Origin of the sequence: Nocardia sp. NPDC058519 (genome assembly GCF_042719755.1) — a bacterium.
GTDB lineage: Bacteria > Actinomycetota > Actinomycetes > Mycobacteriales > Mycobacteriaceae > Nocardia.
The window spans coordinates 175,890-195,345 of sequence record NZ_JBHXNK010000009.1 but is presented as its reverse complement, the minus strand read 5'-3'; the positions used below and the strand labels follow the sequence as shown (position 1 = coordinate 195,345).

Annotated in this window: 15 protein-coding genes and 1 other RNA gene; 5 read left to right on the top strand and 11 right to left on the bottom strand. The window is 67.4% G+C overall.

The annotated features are described in order from the left end of the window. Nucleotides 1–363, top strand: a complete 363-nt coding sequence (locus tag ACFWPK_RS13690) for a cupin domain-containing protein (protein WP_378915223.1) — start codon at nucleotides 1–3, stop codon at nucleotides 361–363. Nucleotides 364–435: 72 nt separating this feature from the next. Here ACFWPK_RS13690 and ACFWPK_RS13685 read toward each other — a convergent pair whose 3' ends face one another. From ACFWPK_RS13685 to ACFWPK_RS13675, 3 genes are all read right to left on the bottom strand, one after another. Then, nucleotides 436–2,592: a 3-hydroxyacyl-CoA dehydrogenase NAD-binding domain-containing protein gene (locus tag ACFWPK_RS13685; protein ID WP_378915221.1), complete on the bottom strand. Its 2,157-nt coding sequence runs from the start codon at nucleotides 2,590–2,592 to the stop codon at nucleotides 436–438. Between the two features lie 42 nt (nucleotides 2,593–2,634). Further along, nucleotides 2,635–3,849, bottom strand: a complete 1,215-nt coding sequence (locus ACFWPK_RS13680; protein ID WP_378915219.1) for an acetyl-CoA C-acetyltransferase — start codon at nucleotides 3,847–3,849, stop codon at nucleotides 2,635–2,637. A gap of 189 nt (nucleotides 3,850–4,038) precedes the next feature. Further along, a complete protein-coding gene (locus ACFWPK_RS13675) occupies nucleotides 4,039–6,588 on the bottom strand; it encodes a DNA polymerase III subunit gamma and tau (RefSeq protein ID WP_378915218.1) in 2,550 nt (849 codons plus the stop codon). Between the two features lie 445 nt (nucleotides 6,589–7,033). On the opposite strand from ACFWPK_RS13675, the gene ACFWPK_RS13670 reads away from it, so the two are divergent. Beyond that, the gene (locus tag ACFWPK_RS13670) at nucleotides 7,034–7,858 is read left to right on the top strand and encodes a hypothetical protein (protein ID WP_378915216.1); all 825 of its coding nucleotides are present in this window, start codon (nucleotides 7,034–7,036) and stop codon (nucleotides 7,856–7,858) included. Nucleotides 7,859–7,924: 66 nt separating this feature from the next. Beyond that, nucleotides 7,925–9,202: an ammonium transporter gene (locus ACFWPK_RS13665; protein WP_378915214.1), complete on the top strand. Its 1,278-nt coding sequence runs from the start codon at nucleotides 7,925–7,927 to the stop codon at nucleotides 9,200–9,202. Here ACFWPK_RS13665 and ACFWPK_RS13660 read toward each other — a convergent pair. Continuing rightward, nucleotides 9,199–10,329: a neutral zinc metallopeptidase gene (locus ACFWPK_RS13660; protein ID WP_378915212.1), complete on the bottom strand. Its 1,131-nt coding sequence runs from the start codon at nucleotides 10,327–10,329 to the stop codon at nucleotides 9,199–9,201. The two genes, ACFWPK_RS13665 and ACFWPK_RS13660, sit on opposite strands and share 4 nt — an antisense overlap. Further along, entirely contained in the window at nucleotides 10,329–11,240 is a 912-nt protein-coding gene (locus tag ACFWPK_RS13655; protein WP_378915210.1) for a neutral zinc metallopeptidase, read from the bottom strand. The genes ACFWPK_RS13660 and ACFWPK_RS13655 overlap by 1 nt, the downstream gene beginning before the upstream one ends. Before the next feature lie 278 nt (nucleotides 11,241–11,518). On the opposite strand from ACFWPK_RS13655, the gene ACFWPK_RS13650 reads away from it, so the two are divergent. After that, nucleotides 11,519–13,141, top strand: coding sequence for a DUF2207 family protein (locus tag ACFWPK_RS13650; RefSeq protein WP_378915208.1), 1,623 nt, complete (start codon nucleotides 11,519–11,521; stop codon nucleotides 13,139–13,141). Between the two features lie 53 nt (nucleotides 13,142–13,194). Here ACFWPK_RS13650 and ACFWPK_RS13645 read toward each other — a convergent pair whose 3' ends face one another. From ACFWPK_RS13645 to ACFWPK_RS13635, 3 genes are all read right to left on the bottom strand, one after another. Next, nucleotides 13,195–14,475: an ROK family transcriptional regulator gene (locus ACFWPK_RS13645; protein ID WP_101464856.1), complete on the bottom strand. Its 1,281-nt coding sequence runs from the start codon at nucleotides 14,473–14,475 to the stop codon at nucleotides 13,195–13,197. A gap of 361 nt (nucleotides 14,476–14,836) precedes the next feature. Then, on the bottom strand, nucleotides 14,837–15,550 hold the full coding sequence (locus ACFWPK_RS13640; RefSeq protein ID WP_378915205.1) for a hypothetical protein: 714 nt from the start codon (nucleotides 15,548–15,550) through the stop codon (nucleotides 14,837–14,839). A 105-nt stretch (nucleotides 15,551–15,655) separates the two neighbouring features. Beyond that, nucleotides 15,656–16,234, bottom strand: coding sequence for an HhH-GPD-type base excision DNA repair protein (locus ACFWPK_RS13635; RefSeq protein WP_378915203.1), 579 nt, complete (start codon nucleotides 16,232–16,234; stop codon nucleotides 15,656–15,658). Between the two features lie 76 nt (nucleotides 16,235–16,310). Here ACFWPK_RS13635 and ACFWPK_RS13630 point away from each other — a divergent pair, with 76 nt between their 5' ends. Beyond that, nucleotides 16,311–17,132 carry a methyltransferase domain-containing protein gene (locus ACFWPK_RS13630; RefSeq protein WP_378915201.1) on the top strand — a complete coding sequence of 274 codons (822 nt, stop codon included), beginning with the start codon at nucleotides 16,311–16,313 and terminating at the stop codon, nucleotides 17,130–17,132. A gap of 155 nt (nucleotides 17,133–17,287) precedes the next feature. Here ACFWPK_RS13630 and ACFWPK_RS13625 read toward each other — a convergent pair whose 3' ends face one another. The 3 genes from ACFWPK_RS13625 to ACFWPK_RS13615 form a co-directional block, all read right to left on the bottom strand. Then, on the bottom strand, nucleotides 17,288–18,574 hold the full coding sequence (locus ACFWPK_RS13625; RefSeq protein WP_378915199.1) for an aminotransferase class I/II-fold pyridoxal phosphate-dependent enzyme: 1,287 nt from the start codon (nucleotides 18,572–18,574) through the stop codon (nucleotides 17,288–17,290). A 165-nt stretch (nucleotides 18,575–18,739) separates the two neighbouring features. Beyond that, nucleotides 18,740–18,834: signal recognition particle sRNA small type (gene ffs, locus ACFWPK_RS13620), an RNA gene on the bottom strand. A 26-nt stretch (nucleotides 18,835–18,860) separates the two neighbouring features. Further along, nucleotides 18,861–19,433, bottom strand: a complete 573-nt coding sequence (locus tag ACFWPK_RS13615; RefSeq protein WP_378915197.1) for a TetR/AcrR family transcriptional regulator — start codon at nucleotides 19,431–19,433, stop codon at nucleotides 18,861–18,863. Between the last annotated feature and the right edge of the window lie 23 nt (nucleotides 19,434–19,456).

Below are 19,456 nucleotides of genomic sequence, written 5' to 3'. Positions count from 1 at the left end.
ATGTCCGCGCTGGTACGTATGAGTTTCGACGCGCCCGAGGAAACCCGGCCGTTCGAGCAAGGTAAAGGTCGTCTCGACCTGGTCAATGTCGAAGGCGGTCCGGTCGGCCGCGCTGTCTTCGAACCGGGTTGGCGGTGGAGCGACCACGTGAAGCCGATCGCGGGCACCCACAGCTGCCAAGCCCCACACATCGGCTACTGCCTGTCCGGACGGCTCGTGGTCGAAATGGATGACGGTGAAAGACAGGAATTCGGCCCCGGCGATGTCATGATCGTCGCCCCCGGCCATGACGCATGGACCGTCGGCGACGAGCCGTGCGTGATGCTCGACTGGCAGGGCTTCGCCGACTACGCCAAACGCTGACAACGAAAGAACGCCCGCCACCTCGGTGAGGTGGCGGGCGTCGGCGATCCGGTGCGAACCGGAACTACCTACTTACTTGCGCAGCGAGGCCGGGACCTCGAAACGCGGGCCGAACTTCGCGGCCAGCTCGTCTGCGCGGGCCACGAAGGCCTCCTGGCCACCGGGGTAGCCGACGATGAACTGGTGCGAGCCACCCGACCAGGCCGGGAAGCCGATGCCGAAGATCGAGCCGATGTTCGCGTCGGCGGTGCTGGTGAGCACGCCTTCGTCGAAGCACTTCTGGGTCTCGATGGACTCGGCGAACATCATCCGGTCCTTGAGGTCCTGGAAGGTGACACCCTCCGGGAGCTCACGGCTGGAGTTGAAGATCTCACGCAGGTCGTCCCACAGGCCGGTGGCCTTGCCGTCGACGTACTCGTAGAAGCCCGCGCCGCCCAGCTTGCCCTTGCGGTCGTACTTGTCGACCAGGGTGTTGAGGACCTCGGCGGTCTTCGCGGAGGCCGCGTTCAGCTCGCCACCGGCGGCGAGGATGGCCGCCTGGGTCTCCTTGTAGATCTTCTGCATGGTGGTGAAGTTCAGCTCGTCGCTGAGCTTCAGCGGCGCGGCCGGGTAGCCCGCCTGCAGACCGGCCTGCTCGACGGTGGCCGGGTCGACACCCTCGGCGACCATGGAGATGGCCTCGTTGATGAAGGTACCGATCACGCGCGAGGTGAAGAAGCCACGGCTGTCATTGACGACGATCGGGGTCTTCTTGATGGCGAGGGTGTAGTCGTACACCCGGGCCAGCGCCTCGTCGGAGGTCTTCTCGCCCTTGATGATCTCCACCAGCGGCATCTTGTCCACGGGGGAGAAGAAGTGGATACCGATGAAGTCCTCGGAGCGCTTCACACCGTCGGCCAGCAGGGTGATCGGCAGGGTCGAGGTGTTCGAGCCGAGCAGGGCATCGGCGTCGACGATGTCCTCGATCTCCTGGAAGACCTTGTTCTTGAGGTCCGGGTTCTCGAACACGGCCTCGATCACGAAGTCGACGCCCTTGAAGTCGGCGGCGTCCGCGGTCGGGGTGATGCGAGCCAGCAGCGCGTCGGACTTCTCCTGGGTGGTCTTGCCACGCGAGAGCGCCTTGGCCTCGATGGCCTCCGCGTAGCCCTTGCCCTTGACGGCGTTGGCGAGCTCGACGTCCTTGAGGACGACGTCGTAGCCGGCCTTGGCGGAGACGTAGGCGATGCCCGCGCCCATCATGCCCGCGCCGACGACGCCGATCTTCTTGATCTCACGCTTGGGCACATCTTCGACCGACGGACGCGAGCCGCCACCGTTGATGTGGTTGAGGTCGAAGAAGAACGCCTGGATCATGTTCTTCGCGACCGGGCCGGTCAGCAGGCTCGTGAAGTAACGGCCCTCGATGGTCAGCGCGTTGTCGATGTCGACCTGCGCGCCCTCGACCGCGGCGGCCATGATGGCCCGCGGCGCCGGCATGTTGGTGCCCTTGATCTGCTTGCGCAGGTTGGCCGGGAACGCGGGCAGGTTCGCCGCGAAGGCCGGGGTGGACGGGGTGCCGCCGGGGATCCGGTAGCCCTTCTTGTCCCACGGCTGGGCCGCTTCGGGGTTGGCCGCGATCCACACCTTGGCGGCGGGGATGAGCTCCTCGACAGTGGCGACGACCTCGTCGATCAGGCCGATTTCCTTGGCCTTGGTGACGCGGTGACGCTGACCCTGCAGCAGCACCTGCATCAGCGCGTTCTGCAGGCCGAGCATGCGCACGGTGCGAACAACGCCACCGCCGCCGGGCAGCAGACCCAGGCTGACCTCGGGCAGGCCGATGGCCGAACCCTTGACGTCGGCCGCGATGCGGTAGTGGGTGGCCAGCGCGATCTCCAGGCCGCCACCGAGGGCAGCACCGTTGATGGCGGCGACGACCGGCTTGCCGAGCTGCTCGAGGCGACGCAGCGGTGCCTTGACGTCGGTGACCATCTGCACGACCTCGGCCGCGTTGTCCGGGCCGACCTTCATCATGTTCTTCAGATCGCCGCCGGCGAAGAAGGTCTTCTTGCCCGAGGTGAGGATGACACCGGTGATGTCGTCCTTCTCCGCCTCGAGCCGATCCACGGTGGCGTTCATCGACGCGAGGTACGCGTCGTTCATGGTGTTGGCGCCCTGGCTGGGGTCGTCGATAGTGAGGACGACCACGCCGTCGGCGTCCTTCTCCCAGCCGATGATGTTGTCAGTCATAGTTTTTCGTTCTCTCCTATGAGAAGTGAAGTCGGCCGAGGCTCAGACGCGCTCGATGATGGTGGCAACGCCCATACCGCCACCGATGCACAGGGTGATCAGGCCGTAGCGCGCGTTGCGACGCTCCAGCTCGTCGAGCACCGTGCCGGTGATCATCGCGCCGGTGGCACCCAGCGGGTGGCCCATCGCGATCGCGCCACCGTTGACGTTCAGCTTCTCGTCCGGGACGTTGAGGTCCTTCTGGAACTTCAGCACCACGGAGGCGAACGCCTCGTTGATCTCGACGAGGTCCATGTCCTCGATCGTCAGGCCGGCCTTGGCCAGAGCCTTCTTCGCGGCCGGGGTCGGGCCGGTCAGCATGATGGTCGAGTCGGCACCGGAGGTGGCGGTCGCGACGACGCGGGCACGGGGGGTCAGGCCGGAGCCCTTGCCCGCTTCCTCGTTGCCGATCAGCAGCAGGGCGGCGCCGTCGACGATGCCCGAGCTGTTGCCACCGTGGTGGACGTGGTTGATCTTCTCGATGTAGGTGAACTTCTGCAGCGCGACGGCGTCGAAGCCACCCATCTCACCGATGCCGGCGAAGGAGGGGTTCAGCTTGCCCAGGTCGGCGGCGGTGGTGCCGGGACGCATGTGCTCGTCGTTGTCGAGCACGACGAGGCCGTTCTGGTCCTTGACCGGAACGATCGACTTGGCGAAGTAACCACCGGTGGTCGCGGCGGCAGCCAGCTCCTGCGAGCGCACGGCGTAGGCGTCGACGTCATCGCGGGAGAAGCCCTCGATGGTGGCGATCAGGTCGGCGGAGACGCCCTGGGGCACGAAGTAGCCGTCGTAGTTGGTGGCCGGGTCGAGCGCCCACGGTCCACCGTCGGAGCCCATCGGAACACGCGACATCGACTCGACGCCACCGGCGATGACGAGGTCGTCGAAGCCGGAGCGAACCTTCTGCGCAGCCAGGTTCACGGCCTCGAGGCCGGAAGCACAGAAGCGGTTCAGCTGGAAGCCGCCGACGGTGTCGGGGAGCCCGGCGATGGTGGCCGCGGTGCGGGCGATATCCATGCCCTGGTCACCGACCGGGGTGACGACGCCGAGGATCAGGTCAGAGATCTGGTCCTCGTCGAGGTTCGGGAAGCGGCCACGCAGCTCCTGGATCAGACCAACAGTCAGATCGATCGGCTTGACCGAGTGCAGCGAGCCGTTCTTCTTGCCGCGGCCGCGCGGAGTGCGGATGGCCTCGTAGATGTAGGCCTCTGTGGTCATATCGGAGTGTTTCCTTCCTTGGGGTGCGGTGGCCGCACGAACGCCATGACCGATCGCCTCGGCGCCGTACAAATCCCGGCAAGCACCAGCGGAGCATAGAACCATGCTCATCCGGTGATCCCGGCCACCCGTTCATACTACCGTGGTGTGCGAACTCCGGTTAACTTAACGCGGTACGGACGGTGGCTGTCAACCATCCAGACTCTTTGCTCCGAACTGTTCACGTAGCAACGCCAGAGCGACCTCGTCCGGGTCTTGACGGTCGCCGGGAGCCACCGGCACCGCGGCGGCGGCCAGCATCTCCCGTTCTTCCTCGGGGGTCGGCGGGGCGAGCACGGCGGCACTGCGCGCGGAATCGGCGCCGGAGCGGGACTCGGACCCGTCGTCCGGGCCGGGGTCATCGGGTAAGTCGGGGAAATCGGGCGGTGGAATGTCATCGTCGGACGGCCGGTTCACCCGGTTCGGCGACTGGTTGCCCGCCGCCTGACTCGGCCGCGAGAACTTCGGCCGCCCCGCGGGCTTGCTCTCCGGACTTCCCGTCCCCCGTGCCGCCCCGGTCTTGGCGGCGGGTGCGGGTCGCGGCGCCGGGGCTCCGGTCTCCCAGCGCACATCCAGTTCACGCCCGAGCACGGCCCGCACCGCCGACCTCACCGCATCGATATTGCGCGGATCGGACAACCGCTGCGCCAACGGCGCACTCTGATGCGCGAAAACGATCACGTCACCGTCCACCCGCGATACCGCAGCCCCCGACAACAACGCCTGCAAAGTGGCACCGAACTCCCGCACCCGGCCCTTGATCTCCGGCCATGCGGCGTCGACGATGCCGACCAGATCCTCGGTGGGCGCCGGTGGCTGCGCCTCGCTGACCTGAGACTGCGCGGGTGCGGCCTCGACCGGCGACGACGCATCGGCGTCAGCCGGCTCGGGTTCCGGCTGAGCCGGCGAATCCGCCTGGGGTGCTACCGCTTCCGGTGCCGGTTCGACGTCAGCGGGGCGCGAGCCGGTTTCGGTCGGCGACCCAGAGAACTGCCCAGGGCCAGAGCTGTCCGATCGAACGCGCGCGCCGGACTGCGCGGAGCTGCCCGTTTCGGTCGGGGGAACATCGGCCGCAAGTCGTTGGGGGCCAACATTTCCCGAAGGAGCACCGCCGACACCTTGCCCGGAATCGACTGCTGGTGCGGCGGACTGCGCGACTGACACAGGCGGTGCGGACTGCGCCACAGGCACAGGCGGTGCGGACTGCGCGGGCGGCTCGGACACAGGCCGGGCCTGCGCTGGCGGCGCTGACTGTGTGGGTACGGGTGGCGTGGCGGGCGCCGGTGGTGCGGACTCAACGAGCGGCGCAGGCTCAGCCGACGTGACGCTCGGGGTGGGAACTGCGGGCGCCGGGGTTTTCTGTTCCGCGACAACGGGGCTCGCGGCGACGGGTGACGGCGAACCGCCGATCGCCGCTTCCTTCTCGGCGCGGGCGGCGGCGAGCAGTTCCGCGCCGCGACGGCCGCTCGACGGGGGTGCGGACGGACGTTGCGCAGGTGGCTCACCTGCGGCGGGGCCGGGACGGGCCGGAGCGGGAACAGATCCACCGGCGAATCCGCGTTCCAGGCGTTCCAGCCGTTGCAGGGTCGCCGACTCGGTGTCGGAGACCGAGGGCAGGAGCATGCGGGCGCAGATCACTTCGAGGAGCAGGCGCGGGGCGGTGGCGCCGCGCATCTCGCCGAGGCCCTCGTGCAGGAGTTCGGCGTAGCGGGTGAGGGTGGCGGGGCCGAGGCGTTCGGCCTGGTCGCGCATCCGTTCCAGCACATCGCCGGGGCCGGAGACCAGGCCACGGTCGGCGGCGTCGGGGACCGCACGCAGCAGGATCAGGTCGCGCAGGCGTTCGAGCAGGTCGACGGCGAAACGGCGCGGGTCGTGGCCCGCTTCCATCACCTGGTCGACGGTGTTGAACAGTGCGGCGCCGTCATCGGCGGCCAGCGCGTCGATGGCGTCGTCGATCAACGCCACATCGGTGACGCCGAGCAGCGAGACCGCGCGCGGGTAGGTGACACCGTCGGGTCCGGCACCAGCGAGCAGCTGGTCGAGCACGCTCAGGCTGTCGCGCGGTGAACCACCACCGGCACGGATGACCAGCGGATACACCGCCTCCTCCACCGGCACGTGCTCCTGCTCGCAGATCTTGCCGAGCAGTCCGCGCATGGTGGCGGGTGGCAGCAGACGGAACGGATAGTGGTGCGTGCGTGAGCGAATCGTCGGCAGCACCTTGTCCGGCTCGGTGGTGGCGAAGATGAAGATCAGGTGGGCGGGCGGTTCCTCGACGATCTTGAGCAGCGCGTTGAAACCGGCCGTGGTGACCATGTGCGCCTCGTCGACGATGAACACGCGATAGCGCGACTCGGCGGGCGCGTAGAACGCGCGGTCGCGCAGCTCACGGGTGTCGTCGACACCACCGTGGCTGGCCGCGTCGAGCTCGATGACGTCGAGATTGCCCGACCCACCCGGCCCGAGCGCCACACACGACGAGCAGGTACCGCACGGCGTCGAGGTAGGTCCGTCCACGCAGTTCAGTGAGCGCGCGAGGATGCGAGCGGACGAGGTCTTACCGCAGCCACGCGGCCCGGAGAACAGGTACGCGTGGCTGATCCGTCCGGTATCCAGCGCCGTACTCAGCGGGTCGGTGACGTGCTCCTGACCCACTACTTCCGCGAATGTCGCCGGTCGATACTTCCGGTACAGAGCCACGACCCACAGGCTACCGAGAGCGTCCGACAGGGTTTATCGGCGGCTGGCACTGCGCGGTAACGCGGTAACGAAGCGATGACCACGTTGTGATGCAAATCACATTGAATTGCGCGGTATGAAGCGTAGCAGCAAAGCGGTCCGACAGGTGCAACAGCCGAGCTATCGACTGCCATCCGAGCGGCTAATCCGCCATCGACCAATCCGTCGATCCTGGTTACACCAGAAATACGAACCCATTCCCTGATTGACGGCCTCTTACTGGATGTAACGAAACCATGAACGGTCGTGACAGTGGCGCAAGTGTCTGGCTACCGTGGGTCTCGGCAACTTCGGTGGCCAAACCTTCATCAGGTTGGTGACCCCGGCCGGTCCCTCATCCCGACCGGGGCACAACCTTCGCGCACCGATCGCTCCCCCACCGCACCGACCGGAGGAACGTTTCACCGTGCTGTCGTGTGATGACATCGCAACCGCCTGGCTGGCCCACACCGACTTCGCCGGCGACAACGCCGCGGTCGGGCTACTGAGCCGGGCGATCAGCCCACAAGACTTCGACATCAAACGCGACTCGTTACCCGTCGCGGCCGCGGCCGACCCGGCGACCGCCGACGCCATCCTGCAACTGCTCGAACGCGGGCAGGTACCCACGATGGCGGCCATCCGCACGCTCACCGCGCAGAACGAGATGCGCCGCGAGGCCGAGCGGATCGAGCGGCTCGGTCGTCGTGCCCAGCGCAGCATCGACGAGTTCGGTCGCATCCTCGCCCGCCTCGCCGCCGCGCACTGGACCGACCACAATATCGGGCCGACCAGGCGCGACATCCTCGCCGATACCGAGGTCTGCGAGCTCATCGCCGAACGGGTCGGCGAGATCGCGCCGTCGGCGGTCAAGCATCTGTGGCTGATCGAACGGGCGCAGCGCGCCGGCTGGATCGCCTCGAACGCGAGCCCGGGTTCGCTGTGCCCGGCCCGGCGCTGGCATACCGCGAAGTACGGCAATCGGGTCTCGCAGAAGCCGGTCAACATGGTCGGCAAGCTGGTCGCAGGCTTCGTCGTGGAACACACCGCCGACCGGGGCAAGCCGCCGAGCTGGGCGGTGCTCGCCCGCGACGCGCGCGACGATCGCGGCCGCCGCCTGTTCTTCGACGTGGCCGACGCGCATGCCCAGCGCCGCTGGCTCACCACCGCCGAATGGCTCGCGGACGGCGATGACCTGCCCGTTCCCGGCAAGCGCGGCGCGCGGGCACTGGCCAAGGAAAACCGGGCCTAGCACCGCCACCCGTGGTGAGTGTTCGGTAACTTTCTCGCAACGCATTCACGCGTGAAAGGAGTTACCGTGCCCGCAACGATCGACCCCGCGGCCACCGCCTGGCTGCTCGCGGCTACCGCCATGGTGCTGTTGATGACGCCCGCACTGGCCGTCTTCTACGGCGGGATGGTGCGCTCGACCGGCGTGCTGAACATGCTGATGATGAGCTTCATCGCGATCCCGCTGGTGACCGTGGTCTGGCTGGTCGCCGGCTACAGCCTGGCCTTCGGCGACGACGCGGGCGGTGGCCTGATCGGCAATCTCGAGCACCTCGGGCTGGCCGGGATCAACCCCGACTCCGTCCGCGGCACCATCCCGGAGCTGCTGTTCGTCACCTTCCAGCTGACGTTCGCCATCCTGACCGCGGCCCTGGTCTCGGGCGCCATCGCCGACCGCGCCAAGTTCGCGGGCTGGATGGTGTTCGTTCCGCTGTGGACGCTGGCGGTGTACGCGCCGATCGCGCACTGGGTGTGGGGACCCGACGGCTGGCTGCTGAACTTCGGCGCGCTCGACTACGCGGGCGGCCTGGTGGTCGAGATCGCCTCCGGTGCTTCGGCCTTGGCCTTGGCGCTGGTCCTCGGGCCGCGGATCGGTTTCAACATCGACGCGATGCGTCCGCACAACCTGCCGTTCGTGCTGCTCGGCGCCGGTCTGCTGTGGTTCGGCTGGTTCGGTTTCAACGCGGGCTCCGCGCTGGGCGCCACCGGTGCCGCGGCGGCGGTCTTCCTGAACACCCTGGTCGCGGGCAGCCTCGGCATGCTCGGCTGGCTCCTCGTCGAACAGCTCCGCGACGGCAGGCCGACCACCTTCGGCGCGGCCTCGGGTGTGGTGGCCGGTCTGGTCGCGATCACCCCGTCCTGCGGCGTGGTGAACACCTTCGGCGCGGTGATCGTCGGCCTGGCCGCCGGTGTGGTGTGTGCGTTCGCGGTCGGCTGGAAACACAAAGCGGGCTACGACGATTCGCTCGACGTGGTCGGCGTGCACTTCGTCGGCGGCATCGTCGGCACGATCCTGATCGGCCTGCTGGCCACCCAGGTGATGACCGGCGGCGTGAACGGCCTGTTCTACGGCGGCGGCTTCGCCCAGCTCGGCAAGCAACTCGTGGCGGTACTCGTGGTCGCGGCCTACGCCTTCGCGGTCTCGTGGGTGCTCGGCAAGGGCATCGACAAGATCATCGGCTTCCGTGTGAGCAAGGAAGACGAAACAGCGGGCATCGACTTCGCCCTCCACGCCGAAACCGCCTATGCGGAAGGCGTTCACGGCTCTTCTCCTCGCCGCTTCGGCGAAGGCCACTACGGCAGCTAGCTGACTTCGTCGGCTGGTGCCAGCCAGGTGTTGCATTGGAAGTTGCGGTTCTTCGTGTAGCCCTGGTTGTACCAATTGCCGTTGTGGTCCGAGGTGCCGTGATCGCGGTGGCGGCCGGGGCCGTCACCGCGGTTGTAGTTGTGCTTCACCGCGGCGTAGCCCTCCTGCGAGGTCCACGAACCACCCGCTTCCGAAGAACCGATGTACATGCCGCCGAAACAGCTGGCCTGCAACTCCATTCGACGTGAGGTCTCCAACCCGCCCGCCGACATCGCGCCCTGCTCACGGCGCTGATTCGACGAGGCCTGCATCAAGCCGGTGATGCCCTGGATGTGGTGACCGTATTCGTGGGCGTACACCGACAGCGCCTCCATCGGCGGGTACGGGGTGTTGTTCAGGACCAAGCCCGCCGTCGACATGTAGATGGTGCTAGAGGCACTGCAATAGAACGCGTCGCTGGTGGAGCCGCCGCACGGCGACGACAGCTGCGAAGGCTGTTCCGCGACAACCAGACCCGGGCTCTTGAACGGCAGATTCGCGGCGGCCAGATTCGACCGCCACATCTGATCGAGGCAGACCTGCGCCGCCGCGAAGAAGGCCTTGGCCACCGCCGCGTTGGTCGACCAGCGCGGCAGATCGCAGTCCATGTTCGTCAGGCCCGCGTCGTCGTTCTTGAACAGCGGATGCTGGCCGAGGGCGATAACAGGTTGTGGACCCGCGGGTTTGGTCGTTGTCGGCGCCGTGGTGCGCGCGGTGGTCGTGGCTCGCGCCGACGTCGGATTCGTGGTCGGCACCGGCGAATTCGAGCTGTAGGTGAAACTCGGCGGCGTCGTCTTCGCGACCGAGCCCGGCGAGCTCTGCTCGGACAGGGTCACCGCGGCAACCAGCAACCCGATGACCCCGAACACGGTCAACACCGTCAACACGGCACCGACCGCTCCCGATCCACCACGACGCGGCGGCGGATACCCCTGCGGCGCATAGCCGTACGGCGGCGGCAACGGCCTCCCGTAAGGCGGCGGCAACGGGCGTTGGTACTGCGGGGCGGGATATCCGTAGGGCTGCTGCTGCGGATACCCAGGCGGGCCGTAAGGCCCATAGGGCCCGTAGCCGGGCGGTTGTGACATCAGTTCACTTCGCTCGCGGCAACTGTGAAGGTGTTGCACAGGGCGGTGAGGTTGCGGTCGAGGCCGGTTTCGAACCACTGACCGCCGTGCTCGGCGGTGCCGTGGTCGCGCATGTCGCCGGGGCCGTCACCGCGGCCGTAGGAATCCTTGGTGGCGACCGTGACCTGCGACGAGGTCAGCGAGCCGCCGCCCTTCGAGGAGGCGATGAACATGCCGTCGAAGCAGTTGGCCTGCAACTCGACTCGGCGCGAGAGCTCGAGGCCCTTGGCCGAGCGAGCGCCCGCGTCGACGCGCTCGCTGTTGGCCTTGCGCAGGATGCCCGACTGGGCCTGCACGTGGTGGCCGTACTCGTGCGCGAACACCGACAGGTACACGACCCAGTTGTCGCGGAACTGATCGGTCTGCAGCTGGCTGATCGGCATGTAGATGGTCTTGTTCGCCGGGCAGTAGAAGGCGGCGAAGTTGCTCGTCGATCCGGTGCACGGGGTGGAGATGCCGTCGGTGGTGGCGGTGATGCTGAGCGTCGGCGACTCGAAGGGCAGATTGTTCTCCGCCAGTAGCGGTTTCCACGCCGATTCGAGGCACGTCGCGGCCGATTCGAAGAAGGCGCGTGCCTTGTCGACCTGGGTGCTCCACGGCGCGTAGTTGCACGATGCCGGGACCAGGGTGCCGTCGGAGTCGGTGAGCAGGGGGTTGTCGCCGGTCGCGGCGGGCGCGGTACCGGGCTGCGGGGTGTAGGTGGTGGTCGGTTTGGGGCCGATCGCGCCGATGCCGAGGTCTACGCCGGTGTTGACGGCGTATTTCACCAGGCCACCGACCAGCAGGAAGATGACCACGAGGATTGCCGAGGTGAAGCCACCACCGCGCTTACGCGGCGGCGGAGTCGGCCTGCCCGGCGGGCCGTAGGGCATGGGCGGCGGGCGATATCCCGGCGGCGGACCATACGCCGGACGCTGCCCGTAACCCTGTGGATAACCCTGAGGCTGTGGATAACCCGGCTGCCCGTATCCCGGTTGTGGCCGATATCCCGGGGGCGGACCATAGCCGGGGGGCGGCGGAACCGGTCGTCCACCTGGGCCGTTCGGCCCATAACCGTACGGTGGTTGAGTCACTCCCCCGTACCCCCCTCGTCTCATGAGTCATCGACAGCCGCTGACGCAGAATAGCAAGCTGTCTAGAGTAAGCACCCATGCTGACTTTTCGGGGGGGCGCCGCGGGCGCGCTGCTGCTCGCTGCGGCGGGTTTGCTCGTGGCCGCGCCGGTAGCCCACACGCAGCCCGAGACCACCGGTGTCTCGATCACCGCCGACCTCACGCTCACCGAAACCGGTGTGCTCGAGGTCATCGAAACCGTCGCGGTGCCCGCCGATGGAAATTTCACGATGTCGCTGCCGCTGCGCCTGAAGGTCGGTGACGATGTCGAGCGGGTCTTCAAGGTCACCGATGTGACCGCGACCGGTGCGGGCACCGCGACCACCGTGAACGACCAGTTCGTCGTCGAGGCCAAGCCCGGCGAATCGAAGTTCACGTATACGGTGCACAACACCGTCTCCGACATGCCCGGCACACAGGTGTTCCACTGGCTGGGCGTGCTCAACGCCGACATCGCCGTGCTCGACGTCTCGGTGATCAGCCCGAGTTTCCAAATGGGCATCGTGGACTGCAAACTCGGCTCCGCGGGCAATGCCAAGCCGTGCGCCGATGTCCACACAGAACCCGACGGCGTGCTCTACCTGCACCAGACGAACCTGCGCAAGGGCGATGCCATCGACCTCACCCTGCAGATGCCCCCAGGCACCGTGCCCGCGAATGCCGATGTGCGCGGCGGAGGTACGGGTCCGTTCGCCTTCACCACGCCCGTGCTCGCCGCATTCGGCGCTTTCCTGCTGGCCTTGGCCGGCATGGTCGCCTACGTGCTGCTGGCACGAAAGCGCGCCGCCGCCGCGATCGCCGGCAGCGATGCCTTCGATCCGCTGATCCAGCAGGGCGGCCGCGTCGAGTTCACCTCCCCCGATGGTGTGCTCCCCGGCGAGGCGGGCCTGATCATCGACGAACACGCCGACCCGGTCGACATCGCCGCCACCGTCGTCGATCTCGCCGTCCGGCGCTACCTGTGGATCACCCCGGTGAACGCGCGCGGCGAAGACGATTGGCGTATCAGCCGCGTCAACGCCCCCGACGACCAGTTGCGCGATTACGAACGCACCGTCTACGACATGCTGCTCCCCGAGGGCACCGACGCTGTCGCCGTCCGCGAACTGCGCGCCCCCGGCCGACTGCACCTGGACCCGATCCGCGCCGCCATGCGCAACGACGCGGTCGCCACCGGTGCCTTCGCCGACCCGAAGCAGCGTGCCCTCCCCCGCTGGATCGGCGCCGCCCTGATCGCCCTCGGGCTGATCATCACCGTCGCACTCGCACTGACCGCGGGCCACGCTCTGGTAGGCGTAGCCATCGCTCTGGCAGGCGGCGCGGCGATGCTGCTGCCCAACTACCTCCCCACCCGAACTCCCCTCGGCGACACCGTCGCAGGCCGGATCCGCGCCATGCACCGCGGCCTCGACACCGTCACCCGCGACCGCATCCCCCCGATCGACCAGGAAACGATCTTCTCCCGCGCCCTCCCCTACACGGTGATCAGCGGCCGAGCGGACAACTGGATCCGCACCTTCCGCGACATGAACCCCGCAGCCGACTCACAACCGGGCCTCTACTGGTTCGCCGGCTACGACCGAGACCCCAACCTCCACCGCTTCGCCGCCCAATTCCCCTTCTTCATCACAGCTCTGGAAGGCGCTTTCAACCCGCGTTGATCCGCGTACGCGAAAACGCCCTGCAACTCATCGAGAGTCGCAGGGCGTTTTTCTTACACCCGGCGGATAGCCGCCAACGGGTCCGCGTACAGCGCGCTCAGCGAAGTAACCACCGCGGCGAATTCCTGTACCTTCCCGCCGAATCCGCTGATCCGAATATCGGTAGCGGCCAGCTGGGTGCTCTGCGAGAACGCCCGAGCCACATGTCCCAGCGCGGGCCGATACCCGGTAAAAGCCTGGCCGCCCAGCACAACTCGGTCCGGGTTCAGCATGTCCCGAACCAGTGCGACCGTCTGCCCGAGCATCGTCGCCCGCTCGGCGAGCAATTCCCGCGCCGACTCGGACCCGGACTCAGCCGCCCGATACAGATCGTTGATCGTCGTCCCGGCGGTCCCGTTGTGCGCCGGAATGATTCCGCGACCGACGGCCCGAGCTTGCAGCGCTCGATCACCGACGGTCACTTCCAAGCACCCACGCCGCCCGCACGTGCACTGCACATCGGAACCCGTCGGCAGATGCGCGATCGACCCAGGGCCATTGCTCGGCGTATGGACCCGACCGTCGAGAGTGACGGCGATGCCCGCGGTCTCACGAACATAGAAGTAGAGGCTGCTGCCGTGCTGAGCAGCGGGAAGTTCGGTATCGGGCTCGGGGCGGCGCGCATCGAAGGTCGGCAGCAGCAGCTCCGAAGCCGCCATCGCCTCGACGTGCGGTGCCACGGAAACCGGCAGCTCGAGCACATCACCGAGCACCTGCCCGATCGGCGCGCCCTTCCATTCCAGCTTCGGGTGGTCGACCACACCGCTCTGCGGATCCACCCGCCCACCGATGGCGACACCCGCCCACAGCGGCGTCCGCCGATGCCACCGCTGCAGGAACGCCTTGGCACTGCGAGCGACGGTGGTGACCGCGAATTCCTGCCCGGTCTGCGGTGTGGCGATGGCGAGCCCACCGAGAATCCGCCCACGCAGATCGGCGGCGACGATTTTCGTTGCCTCGGCACCGATATGGATGCCGAGCGTGAGGTAGGCGTCATGATCGATCTCGAACGGCACCCGCGGCCTGCCGACAGCACCCGCGGCGGTCAGATCGGGCCGCTCACGCAGCAGACCCGCCGAAAGCAGCGACGCCACTTGCCGATTCACGGTGGCGATACTCAAGCCCGTTGCCCGCGCGGCGTTGTCACGCGAGACCGGACCCGATGCCGCGGTTCGCAGCACCGCGGCGGCGGGGTTGTCGCTACGCCGCAGCTCCGGCGGCACAACGGGGCGGGAAACACGAGGACGACCGGCGCCCGTCCGGGAGACGGGGCGATCGATGATGGGAGCAGACATATGAAGTTCCTTGCTGAAATCCCGTTGTCCCAACGGGATTGCCTACACGTATGACGTGGCAGCCAGGGAGCCGGAAAGACTCAGCCGCAGGAGCAGGAACGACACAGTTCACGCGTCAACGGCAACCGCAGACCCAGAGCGGCGGTCACATAGGTGACCCGCTGGGCGGTGAGATGGTTGCCGGACATAACAATCAAGTTAACACCGAATCCAGACCCATCCAAGCCGAACCGGCGAATTGTGCGATGCGGCACACCATCACCGCAGGTCAGCGTTGTGCCAAAGCAGCGCAATACAGCGATACAGCAGAACCCCCTGCCGGAACCGAAGTTCCCGCAGAGGGTTCGAACGTCAACTGCTCTTACTTGGCCGGAGCAGGCGCGTTGAAGGGCTGGTTGATCGTGGTGAAGTACTGGATCGCAGCACCGATCGCGACCGGAGCGGTCACGAGGATCTGGCCCGCGATGACGCCGAGCGCACCGAAAGTGGTGGCGCCGACGAGGCAGCCGCCGATGCCGCCGGGGACCGAGCCGACCAGGAAGCCGAGCAGACCACCGGCAACCGCGCCCGAGGCAGCACCCGCGACGCAACCGACGGCCGCGCCACCGAGTCCACCGACCAAGGTGCCGATGGCGGCACCGAGCGAGATGGTGGAGGTCAGGCGGCTCCAGGCAGCCTGCTCACGCTCGTATTCCGTCTTCCACGGGGCCTTGTCCTCATAGGGCAGCGCGACCGGCTTGTACACGGCCTTGGCCGGATCCAGCTGCGGCGTCAGCGTCGCGGTATTGCCCGAGATCTCCGCGGCGATCGGCAGCTCGAACTCGTCGAGGCGGAACGCCAGCGGGGTGCCCGCGACGACGGTGCCGTTGGCGGCCTTGATCTTGAAGACGCCGTCTTCTACGACCAGCGAGCCGGCGTCGGTGGTGATGACGGCTTTCGACTCGTCGACGACCTCGGCGGTGTAGTTGATCGGGGCGGCGGTCTCTTCGGCCGGCGCGGCATTCACCGTCCCCGCCGTGACACCGGTGGCCACGGTCAACAGCGCCGCGACCACGGCGAATTTCCTCATCTTCATAAAACTGCCAATCCCTCATCTGTCGTGGAGCTGTTCGAGTTGCCAGCTTCGAGCAGATCCATCGCTGTGACGAGGGAAAAAAGCAGCTAGATCTTAACTAAGAGTTCATTTCGCGACCTTAGCCGCCGCCTTGGCCTGCTTCTTGAATTCCCTTACCTCCGACAATGTTTCGGCATCGACGACATCCGCCACCGAGCGTCGTGACCCGTCATCGCCATAGGATCCGGCCGCTTTTCGCCAGCCTGCGGGCTGCACGCCGCGTTGTTTTCCGAGCAGCGCGAGGAAGATCTTCGCCTTCTGCGCCCCGAACCCCGGCAGGTCCTGCAACCGGCGCAGCACCTCTTTGCCGTCGGGATCACCTGCGGTCCAGATCTGCGCTGGTACGCCGTCGTAATGCTCGATCACGTACTGGGCCAGCGCCTGCGCCCGCCGCGCCATCGACCGCCCATATCGATGAATAGCGGGCGGTGTCGCCGCGAGTTCCTCGAATTCGGCCGGATCGGCTTCGGCGATGCGGTGCAGATCGAATCCGCCCATGCGCTCGGCGAGTTTGCGCGGCCCACGAAACGCGTGCTCCATCGGGTACTGCTGGTCGAGCAGCATCCCGAGCAGTAGCGCGAAATCGTCGGTGCTGAGCAGTTCGTCGGCCTCGGATTCCTGCGCGAGGCACAGCGTGCGAGTCATACATTCATCGTGACACATTTCACCAGTAGCCTCTGAGTCCATGCTCATGAGGACTGCTCCCACTCTGGCGGTGCGTATGACCGATTACACCCCACGACCGGCCCGCTTCGACCAAGCGGCCCGGGATCAGCTGATCGACGCCCACGATCTGGACGTCGCCCAACCCGGAATGCGCGCGCTCGGCGCCTGGAGTCATGCCGCGCTGGCGCTGCAGCCCGGCGAGAGCGCTCTCGATGTCGGGTCGGGGACCGGATCGGAGGTGTTCACCTTCGCCGAGGAGCTCGGGCCCGGTGGCACCGCGGTCGGCGTCGAGCCGGATCCGAATCTGCTGGCCTCGGCGCAGCGTCGCGCGGTCGAGTCCGGGTCGAGCGCGGCGTTCGTCTCCGGCGATGCCTACGGCCTGCCGTTCGGCACCGGCACCTTCGACGCGGTGCTGTGTGAACGGGTGTTCCAGCACCTCACCGCACCCGCACGGGCGGCGGCCGAGATCGCCAGGGTGCTGCGGCCCGGTGGGCGCGCGGTGGTGGTGGACTGCGATTGGTCGACGGCGATCGTCCATCCGGGCGACCCGCGGGTGGTGAGCGCGGTGATCGACACCCTGATCTCCTCGACCACCAACCCGCTGTCGGGTCGCCGGCTCGCCGGCCTGCTCAGCGGCACCGGGCTGGTGGTCGACGAGATCGGCTCGCACGCACTGGTCCAGGACCGCACGGTCGGCGCGGGCGCCCTGGTACGCCGGATCGCGGACCTGACCGTCCTGCGCGGGGTGATCACCCCGGCCGACCGCGACCAGCTCCTCGCCGACCTACAGACCGGCGCCGACCGAGGCGACATCCACATCTCCGTCACCCTGTTCGGCGCCCTGGTCCACAAACCGACACGAGGCCAGCCCGCGTAAACCGTCCTCGGTAGGTCCACACGTATGTGTCCCTACCAAGGGCGGGGCCCGCCCTGATCTGGACTGACCGGAGGGTGCGACGAAGGAGTACCCGGAGGGAGGGAAGATCAGGGGCCCGAAGGGCCCCGCCTCGAGCGCGCCAGCGCTCCAATGATTCAGCCCTTGAGCAGCTTCTCCGTGGCAGCCAACAGCACGCAGGTCGCGAGTCCGTCCATCGCCTTCTCCAGTTCCGGCAGCTGCGGGAAACTGGGGGCGATGCGGATGTTCTTGTCCTCGGGATCCTTGCTGTACGGGAAGGCCGAGCCCGCGGCGGTGAGCGCGATGCCCGCCTCCTTGGCCAGGGCGATCACCCGGGACGCGGTGCCGTCGAGCACGTCGAGGCTGATGAAGTAGCCGCCCTTGGGCTCGGTCCACGACGCCACCTTCGAGGCGCCGAGGCGGTCTTCCAGGATGCGGCGCACGAGCGCGAACTTGGGTTCGAGCAGCGCGCGATGCTTCTGCATGTGCTCACGCACACCCTCGGCGTCGGTGAAGAAGCGCAGGTGGCGCAGCTGGTTGAGCTTGTCGGGACCGATGCTCTTCTTCGAGGCGTGTGACAGGTACCAGTCGATATTGGCCTGCGACGATCCGAAGAAGCTCACGCCCGCGCCGGCGAAGGTGATCTTGGAGGTCGACGCGAACACCAGCGGACGATTCGGGTTGCCCGCCGCCGCGGCCAGACCGAGTACGTCGATGACCGGCGCCGCGATGTCGGTGAGCGGGTGCACCGCGTAGGCGTTGTCCCAGAACAGGCGGAAGTCCGGCGCCGCGGCGGGCATCGAAACCAGTTCGCGGACAATCTCTTCGGAGTAGACGACGCCGGTGGGATTGGAGTAGTTCGGCACCGCCCACAGGCCCTTGATCTGCGGGTCGTTCGCCAGCAGCGTCGCGATGGCGTGGGTGTCGGGGCCGTCGTGGCGCATCGGGATGGTGATCATCTCGATGCCGAGTGCCTCGGTGATGGCGAAGTGACGGTCGTAGCCGGGAGCCGGGCACAGCCACTTGATCGGCTCGTCGACCCAGCGGCGCGGGGAATCGGGGGTGCCGTAGAGCATCGAGAACACGATGAGGTCGTGCATGATCTCGAGGCTGGCGTTGTTGCCCGCCAGCAGTCGCTCGACGGGGATGCCGAGTAGTTCGCCGAAGATCGCGCGTAGTTCCGGCAGGCCGGTGAGGCCGCCGTAGTTGCGGCAGTCGGTGCCCGAGCTGTCGCGGAAGTCGCCGTCGCCGGGTAAGGAGAGCAGCGACGAGGACAGGTCGAGTTGTTCCGGCGACGGCTTACCTCGGGTGAGATCCAGCGTGAGCTTCTCAGTTTTGAGCGTCGCGTAGTTCGCGGTCTGGGACTCGTGCTCGGACACGAGTTCCTCGTGGCTCATCAAACCGATCTGCGTTTGCCGGGGCATCCTGGGCAGCCTTTCGAAGCAGCAAGGGGGGTGCACGCTGTGCGTGCTGACACCCGCAACGTTACCCGGAGGTTGCTCGGAATCGGCGGGGTATCCGGGCCCGGATCAGGCTCGCACGCTGCGAAGGTGCGTAGGCCGATCAGTCGGAGGAGGGTCCCCTGAAACTAAAGGGGACCCCGCGCACCCGGCAGAGCCCGTTGACCCTTGCTGCCTTCCGGCCCTGGGGGAGTTCACAGGATGCTCGCCGCGCGGGATCCGTCGGCCAGTGTAGCGGTTGTTCTCACTACTAGCGATTCCGGTCTTCGAACAGCAGGTCGGCGGCACGGGTGAGTACCTCGACGCGAGTGCGGCCGTCGTGGTCGGCTGCCAGGAAGTGGCTGCCGATGGTGGCGCAGAAGGCGAGCAGGCTCCTGGCTTCCACCTCATCGGGATCTTCGCAGAACACGCCGATTGTCTCGCGCAGCAATGCCATTCGCGCGTTGTCGACGCGGCGCAGGCGTTCGGCGACGTCGTCGTCGCGGCGGGCCCAGTCGCGGATCGCGAGGTCGATCGGGAGCAGCCGATTGCTGGAGAACGTGAGCAGCCCGGCCACCCGCGCCTTGGTCTTGGGGTCGAGGCCCGCGTGCTCGACGCGCTCGAGCACCTGGTCGGTCGCCTCGCTCTCCCACACGTCGAGCATCGCGGTGAGCAGTGCGTCGCGGTCGGCGAAGTAGCCGTAGAACCCACCTTTTGTCACGCCGATGCGTTTGGCCAGCGCCTCGATCCGGACGGCGTCGACGCCCGAGGACGCCAGCACGGCCAGCCCTTCCTCGACCCATCTGACCCGGGGAGTTCGCGCGGTACCCACGACGTGTTCCACCTCATATCCATCCAGCGACGACC